Source organism: Streptomyces sp. NPDC048671, from assembly GCF_055587045.1.
The window spans coordinates 70197-84865 of sequence record NZ_JBVJHB010000027.1; the positions used below are offsets into that span (position 1 = coordinate 70197).

Annotated in this window: 16 protein-coding genes; 6 read left to right on the forward strand and 10 right to left on the reverse strand. The window is 68.7% G+C overall.

The annotated features are described in order from the left end of the window. Positions 1–34: 34 nt before the first annotated feature. Both ACZ6S6_RS36035 and ACZ6S6_RS36040 read right to left on the reverse strand, forming a co-directional pair. Complete coding sequence (locus ACZ6S6_RS36035; protein ID WP_469709246.1) at positions 35–454, reverse strand: FKBP-type peptidyl-prolyl cis-trans isomerase; 420 nt, start codon at positions 452–454, stop codon at positions 35–37. A gap of 497 nt (positions 455–951) precedes the next feature. Continuing rightward, positions 952–2322: a DEAD/DEAH box helicase gene (locus ACZ6S6_RS36040; protein ID WP_469709248.1), complete on the reverse strand. Its 1371-nt coding sequence runs from the start codon at positions 2320–2322 to the stop codon at positions 952–954. Positions 2323–2802: 480 nt separating this feature from the next. On the opposite strand from ACZ6S6_RS36040, the gene ACZ6S6_RS36045 reads away from it, so the two are divergent. After that, positions 2803–3408, forward strand: coding sequence for a class I SAM-dependent methyltransferase (locus ACZ6S6_RS36045; protein ID WP_362956764.1), 606 nt, complete (start codon positions 2803–2805; stop codon positions 3406–3408). A 628-nt stretch (positions 3409–4036) separates the two neighbouring features. Here ACZ6S6_RS36045 and ACZ6S6_RS36050 read toward each other — a convergent pair. The 3 genes from ACZ6S6_RS36050 to ACZ6S6_RS36060 form a co-directional block, all read right to left on the reverse strand. Beyond that, positions 4037–4900 carry a hypothetical protein gene (locus ACZ6S6_RS36050; protein WP_469709250.1) on the reverse strand — a complete coding sequence of 288 codons (864 nt, stop codon included), beginning with the start codon at positions 4898–4900 and terminating at the stop codon, positions 4037–4039. Beyond that, positions 4897–6150 carry a glycosyltransferase family 4 protein gene (locus ACZ6S6_RS36055; protein WP_362956770.1) on the reverse strand — a complete coding sequence of 418 codons (1254 nt, stop codon included), beginning with the start codon at positions 6148–6150 and terminating at the stop codon, positions 4897–4899. The genes ACZ6S6_RS36050 and ACZ6S6_RS36055 overlap by 4 nt, the downstream gene beginning before the upstream one ends. 489 nt (positions 6151–6639) lie before the next feature. Next, positions 6640–7650 (reverse strand): EamA family transporter, encoded by a 1011-nt coding sequence (locus ACZ6S6_RS36060; RefSeq protein ID WP_469709253.1) that lies wholly within the window; start codon positions 7648–7650, stop codon positions 6640–6642. Between the two features lie 90 nt (positions 7651–7740). Here ACZ6S6_RS36060 and ACZ6S6_RS36065 point away from each other — a divergent pair, with 90 nt between their 5' ends. After that, a complete protein-coding gene (locus ACZ6S6_RS36065) occupies positions 7741–8337 on the forward strand; it encodes a TetR/AcrR family transcriptional regulator (protein WP_469709255.1) in 597 nt (198 codons plus the stop codon). A 408-nt stretch (positions 8338–8745) separates the two neighbouring features. Here the strand turns inward: ACZ6S6_RS36065 and ACZ6S6_RS36070 are convergent, their stop codons facing one another. Then, the gene (locus ACZ6S6_RS36070; RefSeq protein ID WP_469709257.1) at positions 8746–9204 is read right to left on the reverse strand and encodes a MarR family winged helix-turn-helix transcriptional regulator; all 459 of its coding nucleotides are present in this window, start codon (positions 9202–9204) and stop codon (positions 8746–8748) included. 63 nt (positions 9205–9267) lie between these two features. Here ACZ6S6_RS36070 and ACZ6S6_RS36075 point away from each other — a divergent pair, with 63 nt between their 5' ends. Beyond that, positions 9268–9636 carry a VOC family protein gene (locus tag ACZ6S6_RS36075; RefSeq protein ID WP_469709259.1) on the forward strand — a complete coding sequence of 123 codons (369 nt, stop codon included), beginning with the start codon at positions 9268–9270 and terminating at the stop codon, positions 9634–9636. A gap of 689 nt (positions 9637–10325) precedes the next feature. Then, positions 10326–10754 (forward strand): DUF6086 family protein, encoded by a 429-nt coding sequence (locus ACZ6S6_RS36080; RefSeq protein ID WP_469709261.1) that lies wholly within the window; start codon positions 10326–10328, stop codon positions 10752–10754. 48 nt (positions 10755–10802) lie between these two features. Here the strand turns inward: ACZ6S6_RS36080 and ACZ6S6_RS36085 are convergent, their stop codons facing one another. From ACZ6S6_RS36085 to ACZ6S6_RS36100, 4 genes are read right to left on the reverse strand one after another with little or no spacing between them, the layout of a single operon-like run. Then, positions 10803–11048 carry a hypothetical protein gene (locus ACZ6S6_RS36085; protein WP_469709272.1) on the reverse strand — a complete coding sequence of 82 codons (246 nt, stop codon included), beginning with the start codon at positions 11046–11048 and terminating at the stop codon, positions 10803–10805. Between the two features lie 42 nt (positions 11049–11090). Further along, on the reverse strand, positions 11091–11432 hold the full coding sequence (locus ACZ6S6_RS36090) for a hypothetical protein (RefSeq protein WP_469709263.1): 342 nt from the start codon (positions 11430–11432) through the stop codon (positions 11091–11093). 22 nt (positions 11433–11454) lie between these two features. Next, complete coding sequence (locus ACZ6S6_RS36095; protein WP_469709264.1) at positions 11455–11889, reverse strand: (R)-mandelonitrile lyase; 435 nt, start codon at positions 11887–11889, stop codon at positions 11455–11457. Positions 11890–11933: 44 nt separating this feature from the next. Continuing rightward, entirely contained in the window at positions 11934–12776 is an 843-nt protein-coding gene (locus ACZ6S6_RS36100; RefSeq protein ID WP_362956793.1) for an SDR family oxidoreductase, read from the reverse strand. Between the two features lie 268 nt (positions 12777–13044). Between ACZ6S6_RS36100 and ACZ6S6_RS36105 the strand changes: the two genes are divergently transcribed. Both ACZ6S6_RS36105 and ACZ6S6_RS36110 read left to right on the forward strand, forming a co-directional pair. After that, positions 13045–13914: a helix-turn-helix domain-containing protein gene (locus tag ACZ6S6_RS36105; protein ID WP_469709266.1), complete on the forward strand. Its 870-nt coding sequence runs from the start codon at positions 13045–13047 to the stop codon at positions 13912–13914. 88 nt (positions 13915–14002) lie between these two features. Further along, complete coding sequence (locus ACZ6S6_RS36110) at positions 14003–14578, forward strand: dihydrofolate reductase family protein (protein WP_469709268.1); 576 nt, start codon at positions 14003–14005, stop codon at positions 14576–14578. The last annotated feature ends 91 nt before the right edge of the window (positions 14579–14669 follow it).

Consider the following 14669-nt stretch of genomic DNA (forward strand, 5'->3'; position numbering starts at 1 on the left):
CAGGGTGCCCCGGCCGCTCGGGAGCGCCAGAGGTTCAGGCAGAGCCGGTCAAAGCCGGGCTCGCTCCGGCGGGCCCGCCCACGACCGTGAGCAGGTCCACGACGAAGATCAGCGTCGAGCCCGCCGGGATCAATGGAGAGGGTGACTGCCTGCCGTAACCGAGACGCGGGGGAACGATGATCTCTCGCCGGCCGCCGACCTTCATTCCCCTCACTCCCCGGTCCCAGCCCTTGATGACCCGGCCACCGCCCACGGCGAACTTGAACGGCCGGTCCCGCTCCCAGGAGGAGTCGAACTCCCTTCCGGAGGCGAACGTGACCCCTACGTAGTGGACCTGGACGACCCTGCCCGGCTGCGCCTCGGGTCCGTCCCCAACCACGAGGTCCCGGATCGTCAGCTCGGTGGGCGGGTCACCCTCCAGAACCTCAAGTTTGGGCTTCGTCAGTTCGCTCATCACGGTCCCATCGCTCGCCACCGGATCCCCCGCACCGGTCGGCCGGGCACATGGACATTCCATGCGGCAGACGATCACGCTACCGGTAATGCCCATGGCCCGACGCCCCGTGCCACGGAACACGGCTCTCGTATCCGAGGGACCCTCGGGCAGTGCGTCGCAGCGGTGGGACTGCAGGGGAAGTCCGACGGCCGCACCAACCGAGCGATGCGCTCAGTTGCCGTATGGGCGCGCGAAGCCTGTCATGAGTTACGCCCCGTAGCCCGTAGCCCTAGGCTGCGCAGCGGCCGACAGCCGAAGGGGAATTGGATCGACGACGCCACACCGGCTCCCGGGGTGCAGACCGTTGGCCCGCTGCACAGCCATGCCGGTGCCGACGTCCTCAAGGGCGTCTTGGCTGAAGTGCTCGCCCATGGTCGGCAGCAACCACTGACCCGGCGCTCGGACGGGCGGCAGCCTCGGGGGGCGCTCGATCCTCCTCGGTACGTCAGCCCGGGTCAGCGGCCCTTGCGTACCCGGGCCGCGGCGCGTGCTTCCGCCGTCTTGCGGGCGTCGGCCGTTCTGCGGGACTCCTTGGGACGGCCCGGACGAGTGCCCATGCCACGGAAGGGGGCGTTGCCGCTGCCCTTCTCCTCGATCGGCGGGCGCTTCGCCCCGGTGATGGCGGTCAGCTTCTCCTCGCCGGAGCGCACCTGGGTGACAGTCGGCCGGATCCGGGCGTCGGTCATGATCCGGTTCACGTCTCGCCGCTGGTTCGGGGTGACCAGCGTGACCACGTTCCCGGATTCCCCGGCACGAGCCGTACGCCCACCACGGTGCAGGTAGTCCTTCGCGTCGGCCGGCGGATCGACGTTGACGACGAGGTCGAGCGCCTCGACGTGAATGCCGCGCGCTGCGACGTTGGTGGCTACCAGCACGGTGATCTCGCCGTTCTTGAACTGCGCGAGTGTGTGCGCGCGCTGCGGCTGCGACTTCCCGCTGTGCAGGGCGCCGGCCCGTACGCCGCTGGCCCGCAGGTGCCGGGTGAACTGGTCCACGCCGGCCTTGGTGTCCAGGAACATCAGGACCCGGCTGTCCCGCGCGGCGATTTCGGTCGCGGTCGCGTACTTGTCGGCGGGGTGGACGTTCAGTACATGGTGTTCCATCGTGGCGACCGAGCCCGCCACACGGTCGAGCGAGGCGACTACCGGCTCATGCAGGTAGTCGCGCACCAACTGGTCGACATTGCGGTCGAGCGTGGCCGAGAACAGCAGCCGCTGTCCGTCGGGGCGGACCTGGTCCAGGATTTCCGAGACCTGTGGCAGGAACCCCAGATCGCACATCTGGTCCGCCTCGTCCAGCACCGTGATCCGCACCTGCTGCAGATCGCAGAACCGACGCGATACCAGGTCGGCGAGCCGCCCCGGCGTCGCAACGACCACTTCGGCGCCGGTCCGCAGCAGCGCCGCCTGCCGGTTGATGGCCAGCCCGCCGACCACCGTCGCCAGCCGTACGTTCAGCGCCTGCGCGTACGGGGTCAGCGCGTCGCTCACCTGCTGCGCGAGCTCCCGGGTCGGGACCAGGACCAGTGCGAGCGGCCGCTTCGACTCCGCTTGCGTACCTGCCGTCCGGGCCAGCAGCGCGAGTCCGAAGGCAAGCGTCTTGCCGGAGCCGGTTCGCGCACGGCCGAGGACATCACGGCCGGCCAGCGCGTTGGGCAGGGTCGCCGCCTGGATCGGGAAGGGCTCCGTCACGCCGAGTCCGGTCATCGTCGCCGTGAGTTCCGGCGGCAGTCCGAGTGCGTCGAAGGACTCAACCGGCGGCAGGCCAGGGGCAGCCGTCTGCGGCGTGGTGAGTTCGCCCTTCGGGGCCGGCGGCTTCGCGTTCATCGGGCACCTTCCTCGGTCTGGCGCCCGGAACGCGCCGGGGCCCGTACCCCACGGCACGGGCCCCAACAGTTTCGAAGCGTGTCCTTAGTTTACCAGCGAGGGCCCCGGCACAGTCCGGTCCCGTCAGCACGCCCGCTGCCGTCGCCGCCCTCGGCCAGGGACAGCGCTCGCACCGGACCCGACCTGCGAGGGACTGGCGTCGAGCACCGTGCTGTCGTCACACTCGGCACGCCCAGTTCGCGAATGGGTGAGGTCGGTTCCGGGCTCACCTCGGTGGACGGAGTTTTCAGGGTCAGCCGACAGCGGCCATGCGGCGTGCCCGGAGGATCAGCCGCTCGGTACGGTACTCGCCGCACCTGGCGACCTCGTTGTTCTTCAGGCCGCCAGACTTCGACTGGAAAGACTGCAGGATGTGGCCTTCAGCGCTGCGGGTCCAGCCACTTCTTCGCGTAGTCACACGGACGCCCTATGGTTGTCCTTATGAGTCGCTGGACGGATTTGGCCGGGAAAGCGTCCGGGGAGAACTACGCCGCACGATTCGCGACCCTCGCCCGTAGTGGCAAGAACGTGCACGGTGAGGCGCGGTTCTGTGCAGCTCTTGTGCCTGTCGGAGCGCGGGTACTGGATGCCGGGTGCGGTACGGGACGCGTCATGATCCGGCTCGCGGAACTCGGGTACGACTGTGTCGGGGTGGATCTTGATGCGTCGATGCTGGCAGTGGCGCGCAAACAGTCGCCTGGACTGCCCTGGTTCCAGCTCGATCTGGCCGAGTTCGAGCCCGCCCTCCTCGGCATCGCGGGAGGCTTCGACCTTGTCGTTGCTGCGGGCAATATTTTCCCGTTGCTCGCCCCTGGCACCGAGAGCACGGTGGTTGAGCACCTGTCCGCGGCACTGCGTCCGGGCGGCCTGCTGGTCGCCGGCTTCGGCCTGGACGCAGCCCACCTGCCGGTGCCGCCCAACCTCACACTGTCGGACTACGACGGCTGCTGCGCCGCGGCCGGCCTCACCCTCGTCGACCGGTTCGCCACCTGGGATGCCGACCCTTACGACGGCGGCGGATATGCCGTCAGCGTCCACCGTCGGTGAGGGCGTACCGGAGGTCTTGATCACCGCGTCCACCAGGCAGGCGGGCTGGGGACCACTGAGCACCGTGGGTAACTTCCTGGAGGTAAGCAGTTTTGGCGGGCAGTCCCCTGATGGTGCAGAGCGGCACTGAGGAATAGCCAGGTCAAATACGGTGGGGTTGCTCCAACGGAGCTTGGGCGACACGAACGTCGACACCCCGACCGCCAGGTGCGGCTGAGCTTCCTCGGTAAGCCGGTCGCGTCGGTGGGACGGCAGAGCGAAGTCCGGCCGCGCCGGCTCAGTGGAGCGCACAGTCGCCCGTCGGCCCCTGGGTACTGAACTCCGCTCCACCTCGGGTCCAGGAACTCGTCGGCATTTCCGGGCCCGACCACGCAGTAGCCCCGGACAGGTGAAGCCGAGGTGGCCTTCTCCAGGAGCGCCCGGACCGCGGCCTGGCTGCCGGTGACCTCCTTGCGTAGCGAGGAGAAGGCCGACTTCGCTTGGCGATGACGGACGAGGAGGTCGCCCGGGAGCTTGGCCATCGTTAAGGTTGGCGTGGACCTGGTCACTCTCTGATGTCGCCCGCCGCTGCGCGCGGCGGGCCGGAGTCATCTGTCGGTCAGTCAACCCCGCGGCCACGCACCGACGTTCACCGTGTGCGCGGCGGTGTGACCTCCACGGAGAGGTCGTTGTCGAACGTGTAGTACGGACGCGCCGATACCCCGCCGAGCACGGTGGCCGGGTAGACGAAGACCGCCTTGCGGTCCGCGATGTCGTCCAGCAGCCGGGCCACCCGGATCCGCGGCGCACCGGTGGCCGGGTGGACGTACACGTCCCAGATCACCGGCGCCTTCCCCGCTCCCGGCCCTCCGCGGTCCGCCACGAGCTCCTCGTAGTCGACGGTGAACGAGAAGTCCTGGTCGCCCTCGGCCCGGAGTGCGATCTGCCGTACGGCGGTGTCCTGCCCCCGCCGGCTCAGCGACACCGCCGCGCCCTTGCCCAGCCGGGCGCCGAACAGCCGCGCCGTCACGGTCATCGAGTCACCCGCGAGGACGATCCGGCCGGCCTCCGCGTGCATGGCCCGCCACCAGGCCCGTACGGCGAGCCGGCCGTCCTTGGTGGCGTACGGGATCCGGACCGCCACCGGCGTTGGCAGGCCGTCGCCCCCGCCGGACACCAGCGCGCGCAGATCACGCAGACCGGGCAGCAGCGGTGTGCGCTCCTCATCCGGAGCGCCCACGACGTAGGCATCCCAGCGGCCCTCCTCAAGAGCCGGGGCCGCCTCCAGAACGGCCCGCCACTGGCCCTGCCCCGCGGGCTCCAGCTCGACGTAGCGGCCGGTCTCCTCCGGCTCCCCCTTCTTCGGGCGCAGCTGAAGCAGCAGTTGAGGACGTGCCGAGGCGGGCAGCGGCAACCGTACGCGTACGACCAACCGCCCTTCCTTCTCCACCGTCACCTCCCCGCGGGGCTTCTCCACCGGTCCACTCGTGCCCACGCACTCACTGCCACTCATCGCCGCGCCTTCCGTGCGACTCTCACGACATTGCCGGCCGCGACGAGCATGGTGTCCCTGGCGGCGTAACCGCCGCTCACCAGGGCATGGTCCGTCCCACGCGACGGCCGGCCGTCACTCCGGGCCGCCAGCAGTTCCTCGAACAACTGCTCGGCCTGGGCGACGACGGGGGCGGGGGCGTAACGCCGGGAGTTCTCCAGCGCGGTGCGCCCCATGCGCCGGCGCAGTTCGTCGTCGCCCACGAGGTCCAGCAGGGCGCCGGCCAGCGCGTCCCGGTCCCCGACGGGAACCAGCCGGCCGTCCTCACCGGGGGCGATGATCTCACCGGGACCGTACGCACAGTCCGTGCTCACGACCGGCAGCCCGCAGCGCATCGCCTCGACGATGGTCATGCCGAAGGGCTCGAAATCGGACGTCGCCGCCCCGATCGAGCCCTTGACCCACTCGGCTTCCATCGGGGTCACCGGGCCCATCAGGAAGACGTTGTTGTACAGCCCCAACCGGTCGATGAGCCCTCGCAACCGCTCCTGCTCCTCGCCCTTGCCGTAAATGCGCAACTGCCAGTCGGGATACTCCGCGGCGACCGCGGCGAAGGCCTCGATCAGCAGGTCGAACCGCTTCACCGGCGCCAGCCGTCCGGCGGCGACCACGACGCGCTCGCGGCCGTCCGCCGGCGGGAGGGCCGGGGCCGGGACGCTGTTGGGGAGCGCCTGTACCCGTACGCCCGGCAGCCGCATCTTGCGTCGGTAGACGGCGGCGTCGGCTTCCGTGACGGGGGTGATCGCGTCCAGGCGCGGATAGACCCGGCGCAGCGCCTTGCGCAGCCGCGGCGGGTGGTTGTCGAGCGTGAGGTGTTCCTGTCCGACCCGCACGGTCCGCGTGGGGGCCTGGAGAGCCAGGTGGACGTTGAGGCCGGGGCGGGTACCCACGACGATGTCGGCGTCGAGCGACGCCAGCGCCTCGCTTATGCGCTCATCGGTGAGCGCGCTGTACTCCCGGTAGCGGTACTCGGACGAGGGAAAGATCTTCGCCGGTGTCAGATGCCGCGGGTCGTTCTGCTCGTGCCGCAGATCCACCAGGGGCCGCAGCCGCACGCGCGGGTCGGGTGTGAGGCTGGGCCGTTCCCGGTTCCGGAGAGCCGAGATGATCTCCACATCGTGCCGATCGGCCAGCGCTCGGGCCAAGTTGAACGTAGTAGCGATCGTCCCTCCTATCCCATATGCGTTGTGTAAAAGGAATGAGATCTTCATGCCGTACATGACAGCCGGCAGCTACGGAAGGTTGCCCGTGCCCCGCGTGCGGTGGACCCCGCGGCCGCTGCGCAGCCCTTGGTCGAGGAGCCCGACGGCGCGTGCCGCTTCTTCCGGGGTCGTCACCTCCACTTCCGTAGCTGCGTCCGGATCTTCCGGAAGTGTGTGTACCGCCGCCGCGAGAGCGTCCACGTCGGTAAACGGTAGTCAGCCCGTCCCGCGAAGCCAGCCGCTCCCGGTACATGTCCGGGGGCACCAGCCCGAACCGGCCCACCCCGAGGCCATGTGGGCGACGAGCATTTCCCACGCCGCCAGAGAATTCGAGAACTTCCACCCCGGGCTTCCCAGGTCAAGGGAATGCGCAGGCACCTGCTCGTTGAAGCTGTCCGTGACCGGAGTAGGGATCTTCAACTCCCGGACAGCCTCCGGGATCCTCATCACGCTTGATTCGTAGAGTCGTACCCGCGTGACGTTCCCTGTCGCATGCAGTCATTTTGGCCGGGTCGCACTGTCCTGGACTGTGTCCTGCGTGGTCGCTCGGTGATTCTGCGGGGCATGGGGAGTGCGGCCGATGGCCTTGTCGGTTGCCATGTCCAGGGGCGGTTGTGTGTGCTGTGCGGCATCCGGGGAGAGGGAGGCCGGCTGGGTTTCAGCACGCCAGGTCGCTGCGGCGCCCGCTGAAATGATCAATCCCATCCCGACGAGCACCGGTGCGGAGAGGCCCTCGGCGAGGGCGACGGCGCCGACGAGTGCGCCCATCACGGGGTCGAGGGAGAACAGCGTCGCGACCACTTTGGTGGTGGCCAGTTTCACGGCTTGGAAGTCCAGGGTGAAGGCGAGGGCGACCCCGACTGCGCCGGAGGCGGCGACCAGGCCCCAGTCGGCTCCGTCCATACCCGGAGTGGCGGGGGTGGAGAAGGGGAGCAGCAGCGTCGCCGATATACAGACCGACAGGGTCAGTCCCTCCAATCCGGAGGAGGCCCGGCCCACACGTTGCGCGAAGACGGTGTAGCAGGCGAGGGCCAGCGCGGAAAGCAGGCCGAAGGCGACTCCGGCCCATTCGGCCGTCCCGCCAGGCCCCGTGACCAGGACTACGCCCGCCAGGCCGGCTGCGGGGAGGAGGGCTTCCCGCCAGGCGCGCGCCGAGGCGACCGCCACGACGAATGGCCCGAGGAAGAGCAGCGTCGCCGCTACGCCGAGCGGGAGGCGGCCCACCGCGCAGTAGTAGGCCACGTTCATGGCGGCCATCGCCGCGCCGTAGACGGCCATGCCGGCCCACTCCCGACGCGTGTGCCCGCGGACCCTCGGGCGTACCAGCACCAGCAGAATGAGGGCAGCGCACAGCTGCCTGAGCCCGGCGACGGCGGGAGCGCCCAGCCGATCGAAGAGAGCCGAGGCGAGTGCTGCTGAGGCTTGCACGCTCAGACAGCTGACGAGGACCAGGCCCGCGCCGATGAACGCTCGGGTACGGGCAGGTCTCGTGCAGGCCGGTACGGACACGTGCGCACCTCCGGTCGGAGCAATCGGCGGTCCACACTCCCATCCCACTGAAACGATCGTTTCAGTGTAACGCTGGTTATTGTGGAAGCCATGGACCAGGACACCGGCGAAGCGGCGGTCAGCGCGTCCCCCAGAGACCGATTGCTCGACGCCGCCGACGAACTCTTCTCCCGGGACGGCATCGCCCGCACCAGCGTCGATCAGGTGCTGCACCACGCCCATGTCGCGCCCGGCACGCTGTACGCGCACTTCAGCGGGAAGGACGGTCTGATCGCTGCCGCGCTGCGCCGGCGCCTGGACCGCTGGGATCAGACATGGCAGGAAGCCATTGACGCTGCGGCATCACCCGCCGAGAAGCTCCTGGCCCTTTTCGACGCGGTCTCCACCTATCGGGGCCGGTACACCCCGGGCCGCGGGTGCGCCTTCCTCGCGACCAGCACCGAACTGCCCGACGCCGGCCACCCCGTCCACGCCGTGATCACGGCAGAGTCCACACTCCTTCTCACCCGGCTGAACCGGCTGGCGGGGACCGTCACCACCAGCGATTCCGCCACTCTGGCGGATGACGTACTGCTCGTGTACGACGGAGCCATGGCCGGCCTGCAGCGAGGACGGACCCCAGATCCCCTCGGCCGTGGCCGGAAGCTGGCAAGTCGCCTGATCCAGAACGCGATCGAGACCGAATGAGGCCGTGTCCGCCGGGCCAGTTTGTGCAGCTGTTTCTAGCAGCAGAGTGCGGCGAGGCCGAGGAGGGCAAGTTAATTTGCCGGGGTCGCGTTCATCGCGGTGGTTGAGTCTGCGGCAGCCGGTCAACCATGACAGGGCTCACTCCTGTGAACGGCGCATATCTGACGGCTCCGACGACGCAGGGACCACACTCGCCTTGGCGAGATCATCCATCGGTCGGGGTGCTACCGGGCCTGACTCGCGGGCCAGGGAACAGGTCGTGCTCGATGCGGTGAGCCACCACGGCTCATCGCGGAAGAGGGCGTGGTCGGGGACTGTCGGTTTTCGAGGTCGCCTGCACGGAGTTCCATGCTCGGCTGCACTCCTGTCCGGGGTCCGGGCGCTGCGAGACGTGCGCCGAGGCACGAGCTATGCGCCGTCATTGCCATCGCGCAGGGAATGAATCATCCTCTGCAGGATCCGGAACGCGCCTGACTGCTCGGTCTCGGTCATGCCGGCCAGCATTCTGACCTCGACGGACCGGACCGCTGCGGTCGCCTTCTCCAGGCTCCGTCGGCCGCGAGGCGTGAGCCGCGCGGGAAGAGCCTTCCCGACGGGCGCCTCCGCGGGCCTGGTCACGTAGCCCTCTCGTTCCAGGGCCTGGAGCAGCACGTTCATTGACTGCCGTGTCACGAACGCGCCACGCGCGAGCTCGGAGTTCGACAAGCCCGGCCGTTGAGCCAGCAGTTCGAGGCAGGAGTAGTGCGTCACGCTCATCCCGAGTGGCCGCAGTACCTCCTCCATGGCAGAGCGCAGGGCGCTCGAAGCCTCTTTCAGCAGGTAGCCCAGTGATTTGTCCAGGTCGACGCCGGCACCGTTTTGACTCATGTCAGCATTCTGACATACGTTGGTCTGTGTCAGGAATCTGACACGAAGAGAAGGAGTGTCATCATGCCCGCCACCGGCCCCGACTTCATTTCGATCCAGGCGCGCGACCTCGACGCCTCGCAGGCGTTCTACGAGCAGTACCTCGGTCTCGTCCGCTCGCAGGCCGGACCTCCGCACGCCGTCGTCTTCGAGACGAAGCCGATCGCGTTCGCGCTCCGCGACGTCGTTCCCGGCACCGATCTCGCATCCGTTGCTCAGCCCGGCATCGGTGTCGCGATCTGGCTCCACGCCACAGACGTCCAGGCCATCCACGATGCTCTCGTCGCCGACGGTCACACCATCGTCTCCGCACCGATTGACGGCCCCTTCGGCCGGACGTTCACCTTCGCCGACCCCGACGGCTACCAAGTCACTCTCCACGACCGCGCCTGATAGGCCCAACACCACCGGATGATCACAGGTCCCCGAAGACCGCGGTTGCGCCCAAGGCGCGAGAATCCGGGCGACATTCATCGGCTCTTCGCATTTACCGCGTAGGCCGGTCCGGCGTGTCGGTGCCGGGGCAGAGGTCGTGGTCTTTTGAGGATGAGAAGTTTCTACGCCCCCGGCTGTCTGAGGGTGCCTCGCGGCAGCGTGGTGCGCCGACTGGCGCACGCCAGTGATTGCTTCCCGGAACAGTTCGGCGAACTCCTCGGGTCGGGCGGCGACGAGACGCTCGTTCCGGTCGATGTCCGGTGCGACGGTGCCCGGTTGCATGGTTGGGGCGGGGCCCTTTCGTGGACTCGGAGGAGTGCCTGTAGCCGATCCTTGAGAGCCACGTCACGTCACGCCACGCCACGCCACGCCACGCCACGTCACGCCGTGCTTGCGCTCAAGCTCCCGCATCACATGCCGCCGCGATGGCCACGCCGGATCGCCGCGTACAGCTTGAGCTTCGGCATCTGCGGCATGACCAGGACCTTTCACCAGGACCCTTCCCCAGGAGCATCCCGATGCTGCCCTGGCGAGAACCCCAGCGCCTCCCGAACTCATGTTCTGGCTTACTTTCCGTGGAGGGCTGACTGACCGTAATGTCATGTGCTCGCGACGCTGGTCGGTATGACCAGCAGGGAGAGGCTGCATTGAGCCAGTACTACGACATGGGCGACCACACCCTGTGGAACCCGTCCAACGGGGCCTCCCGGCTGTTCATGAGCCAGGTGAGCGTCTACCAAGCCGAACTGGGCCTGCCGTCTGGCATCGGCCCCATGCAGGCTGACGAGTGTCAGATCGACCCTCTCGTGTTCAAAGAGTTCGTCGACGCCCTGCTCGCGTGGCACCGGAGAACGAGTCATACGGTCATGGCTGCCCTGTCCGAGGGCTTCGTCGCCACGGTGCTGGTTCTGGCGGAGAGAGCAGGCACCGAGGTGAACTGGCAGCCAGCAGACTTCACCGAGGACGCGGGCCTCAAGAATGTTCAGGTGCCGGCGGCCCCGGTTTCCTCTGAGGAGGCTTGGGCAGCCGCCCTTCAGTGCAAGTCACGCGAGCTGGGCCACTTCATGGCGGCCTGAGCCTGGTCTGCCCCGCGAAGTGCTTGGAGGCCATCAGGGGGCGATGTCCTATGAGTAGAGCAGGACACGCTCGCGGAGGAGAGCGACGCCGACTCGGCCGAACATCTGGCGCTTGGGCATCTTGATCCGGTTGACGTGTCCTTCGACGACGCCGGAGCTCCAGGGCAGGGTGAGGGCTGCTGCGACAGCATCACGGTCGTGCTCGATGACTGCGGCCAGGGTGTGGACGATGGCGCGCCTGTCCCGAATGCGGTCGGCGAACCGGTGCCCTGCTGGCCAGGGCGAGCCGGTCATCTGCTCGGGCGGTGGAGAGCAGCGACCGCGGACTCGGCCGATTCAGGAGCCAGGACCCCAAGGCAGCCGCAGCGGGCGCCCGTCCGGCCGGTGAGCGCGAGGCAGACCGCAGCCAGCGTCGACCGCAGGCGCTCGGTCCACCGGCCGTACCGCCGCCCCGACCACGAAGGCCGGCACAGCACGCTTGCCGTCCATCAGCCGCAGCAGCTCCGGAGCAACGGTCGTCGCGGCAGCCGCCGTCCCGAAGACGGACAGGTCCAACCGGAAGAGATGCGCGGCCGCCGCGTCGTTCAGCCGCAGCGCCCCGGCGATCGCCCTCAGCACCTGCTCGGACGGATGCCGCTCGGGGCCCTGCTCCAGCCGGATGTAGCAGTCCGTGCTCATCGATCGGCGCGATCCCAGCTGATCAGTTGTTGCTGTCGTTGCAGCTGTGGGTGCGGGGTGCCTGGTACTGGGTGTCGGTGACGTGCTCCAGCCAGGTCGTCTCGGGGCGCTCGTCGTCCGGTGCGGTCGCGTCCCACAGGGCGAGGTGCTGCATGAAGCGGTCCTCGGTGGCGCCGTGCCAGTGCTCCTCGCCGGGCGGGCAGGTGACGGTCTCGCCCGGGTCGGCGGCGTACACGGTGCCGTCGCGCGTGCCGATCAGGGCGGTGCCGGCGATGACATGGAGGGTCTGGCCGACGGCGTGGTGGTGCCAGGCGGTGCGGGCGCCGGGGGCGAAGCGCACCATGTTGGCGCGGATGCGGGAAGGCTCCTGGCCGGCGTGGATGACGTCGAACCAGACGTCTCCGTTGAACCAGTCCTCGGGGCCCTTGCCGGTGGGCTGCGGCTTGACGAATTCCATGACGTGCTCCTTGGTGCGGATCCGGTGCCTGGGGAAAATGGACGTCAGGCGGCGTCGGCGTGGGCGAGGGCGCTGCCCAGGGTGCGGGAGGCGGTCGCCTGCCGGGTGATCTCCCTGCCCTTGGCTTCGGCGGTGGGAATGGCGTCGTCGCCGGCGACGAACCTCAGCGGCGGCTCGTCCAGGCCGGTGACCCTCAGCAGGGCGTCGGCGAGCTTGGCCGGGTCGCCGGCCTGCTGACCGTTCATTGACTGCCACATCGCCTTGGTGGTCTTGGTGCGCTCGGCGTAGTCGTCGATCGAAAGCTCCGCCCAGCTGGTCGAGGCGTCCACGAGCAGCTCGGTGCGGAAGAAGCCGGGCTCGACCATGGTGGTGCGGATACCGAAAGGCTCGACGTCGTGGCGGAGGGACTCCATCCAGCCCTCGACGCCGAACTTGGAGGCGGCGTAGGCGACGCAGAACTCCTGGCCGACCAGCCCGGCGATCGAGGAGATCGTGACGATGTGCCCGGAGCGCTGAGCGCGCATGACGGGCAGGACGGCGCGGGTGATGTTCATGGGGCCGAACAGGTTCGTCTCGATCTGGGCCCGCATCTGGGCGTCCGAGATCTCCTCGAAGTAGCCGGCCTGGAAGGCGGCGGCGTTGTTGATCAGTACATCGACGCGGCCGAACCGGGTGACGGCGGCGTCGACGGCCGTCCGAGCCGCGTCGGCGCTGGTGATGTCCAGCGCGGTGACCAGCAGGTTGTCCTGCTCGCCGCCGAGCGCCCCAAGGACTGTCTCGGGGCGGCGGCCGGTGGCGACGACCTGGTGGCCGGCGGCCAGGGCCTGGCGGGCGATGTCGGTGCCCAGGCCGCGGCCGGCACCGGTAACGAAGATGACCTTGCTCATGAGAAGTGGGGCTCCTGCATAGAAGGAAGGTAGAAGGAAGAGGGCTCAGTGGTTCCGGGGGAGGCGTCGCCGATGGTCTTCCGCGCTGCGGATTCCCTTTCCGGCATGATGCGCATGATGCTCATTCCTCCCGTGTCCTGCCCGGAGTCATTCCAGAATTGCACCCATGCGCGCGGCCGTGCAGAGGAGAATTCGTTCCTGGGAAAGAAGCTTCCTGGGAAGAACCCTTCCCCCTCACCACTGGCGCTTCCGCTGCCACACTGGAGGTATGAGTCCGACACCGCACCTGAACGAGCTGGGTGAGTTCCTCAAGGCCCGCCGAGCGGAGCTGAGCCCCCGTGCCGTGGGGCTGCCCAGCAGTGCGAGCCCGCGCCGGGTGGCCGGGCTGCGCCGGGAAGAGGTCGCCCACCTCGCGTCGATCTCCACGGACTACTACACCCGCCTGGAGCAGGGACGGCTGCCACCCTCCGCGCCGGTGCTGGAGTCCGTGGCCCAGGCCCTGCATCTGGACGATGACCAGCGACGCTACCTGTTCGGCCTGGCCGGGAAAGAGACCGCGAAGCCGCGCCGCAGGGCCCGGCAGAAGGTCCAGCCGCAGCTGCGCAGGGTCCTGGACGACCTCACCTCCACGCCCGCCGTCGTGATGGGACGCCGGATGGACGTCATCGCCTGGAACCCTCTCGCAGCGGCCCTCGTCACCGACTTCGCCGCCGTCCCGGAAAAGCACCGTAATTACGTGCGCATTCTTTTCACCGACCCTGCGATGCGCACCCTGTATGCCGACTGGAAAGGCGTTGCCCGTACCGCGGTCGCGCAATTGCGCATGGAGGCGGCGAAATATCCCGACGACCCACGTCTGACCGCTCTGGTCGGCGAGCTGTGCGTTCAGGACGAGGACTTCCGCCAGTGGTGGGCCGCGCACCACGTCGCCACACTCAGCGTGGGGACGAAGGTCCTCAGCCACCCGGTCGCCGGCGAGCTCACCCTCGACTGGGACACCCTGACCGCCAGCACCGACCCCGACCAGCAGCTCGTCGTATGGACCGCCGAAGTCGGCTCCCCCACCCACGACGGCCTGCGCATCCTCGCCTCCTGGGCCGCCGACCAGCACCGGACCACCGCGTATCCCGCCGGATGAGTGCCACGCGCGGCCATTTGATGAGTCCTGCGGCGGCCGACGACCGGCGGGTCGTAGTGTCGAAACCTGTTCCCGAGGAGGGCTTCCGATGCGCAGCGTGACTTACTCGATGGGCGTCTCCCTTGACGGTTACATCGTCGGGCCGGATGACGACTTCGAATGGACGGCGCCCGACGAGGAGATTTTTCGCTTCGTCACCGACGAGATCCGAGAGGTCGGCGTTCACCTGCTGGGACGACGGCTGTACGAGACGATGCTGTACTGGGAGACCGCCGACCAGGACCCGTCGCTCGACGACTCGATGCGCGAGTGGGCCGCGATCTGGAAGCCGCTCCCCAAGGTGGTGTTCTCCACCACGCTGTCGACGGTGCAGGGCAATGCCCGCCTGGCCTCCGGCGGCCTGGCGGAGGAGATCGAGCGGTTGCGAGCCGAGCCGGCCGAGGGCCACATCGCGATCGGCGGCGCGGCTCTCGCCGCCGAGGCGGCCGCCTCGGGTCTGATCGACGAGTACCGGGCCAGGGTCTACCCGGTGCTGGTGGGCGGCGGCATTCCGTTCTTTCCCCGGCACGAGCGCCGGGTAGACCTCGAACTCGTCGAGACCCGCACTATCGGCTCAGGAGTCGTCTACCTCCGCTACCGCGTGGCGCGCCAAGCCTCGCTTTAGAAGTCATCTCATTTGGCGAGCCTGCGGTAGCAGATGAGGGTGCAGGCGATGCTGGTGAAGGCCAGGAAGTGGTCGGCCTTGCGTTCGTAGC